Below are 534 nucleotides of genomic sequence, written 5' to 3' on the forward strand. Positions count from 1 at the left end.
GCGACATAATCCCAGTTGCTCAGGCTGTCGACAAACGCTTCCAGATATTTTGGACGGGCGTTGCGGTAATCGATGTAGTAGGAATGCTCCCACACGTCGACGCCGAGAATTGGCGATGCGCCATGCACCAGCGGGTTTTCGCCATTTGGTGTCTTGGAGATTTCCAGCTTGCCATCCTTGACCGAAAGCCATGCCCAGCCGGAGCCGAACTGTGTGGTGCCAGCGGCAATGAAATCAGCCTTGAACTTGTCGTAGCCGCCGAGGTCAGAGGCAATTGCCGCTTCCAGCTTGCCCGGAATCTTCTTGCCGCCGCCGTCTTTCTTCATCCAGTTCCAGAAATGGATGTGGTTGTAGTGCTGGCCAGCGTTGTTGAACAGACCGGCGTTCTTGCCATAGGACTGCTTGACAACTTCTTCCAAAGACAGGCCTTCAAGACCGGAATCCTTCAGCAGGTTGTTGCCGTTGGTCACATAGGCCTGATGGTGCTTGTCGTGGTGGAATTCCAGCGTTTCAGCCGACATGAACGGGCCGAGT

At 55.1% G+C, this 534-nt stretch carries 1 protein-coding gene; it reads right to left on the bottom strand.

Features of this window, described 5'->3' with window-relative positions; translation table 11 throughout:
* Positions 1-534 (bottom strand): superoxide dismutase (locus J5J10_RS22320; protein WP_211931846.1); only part of this gene is annotated, 534 nt, incomplete at both ends.

Source organism: Ciceribacter sp. L1K23 (genome assembly GCF_018122705.1).
Taxonomy (GTDB): Bacteria; Pseudomonadota; Alphaproteobacteria; order Rhizobiales; family Rhizobiaceae; genus Allorhizobium.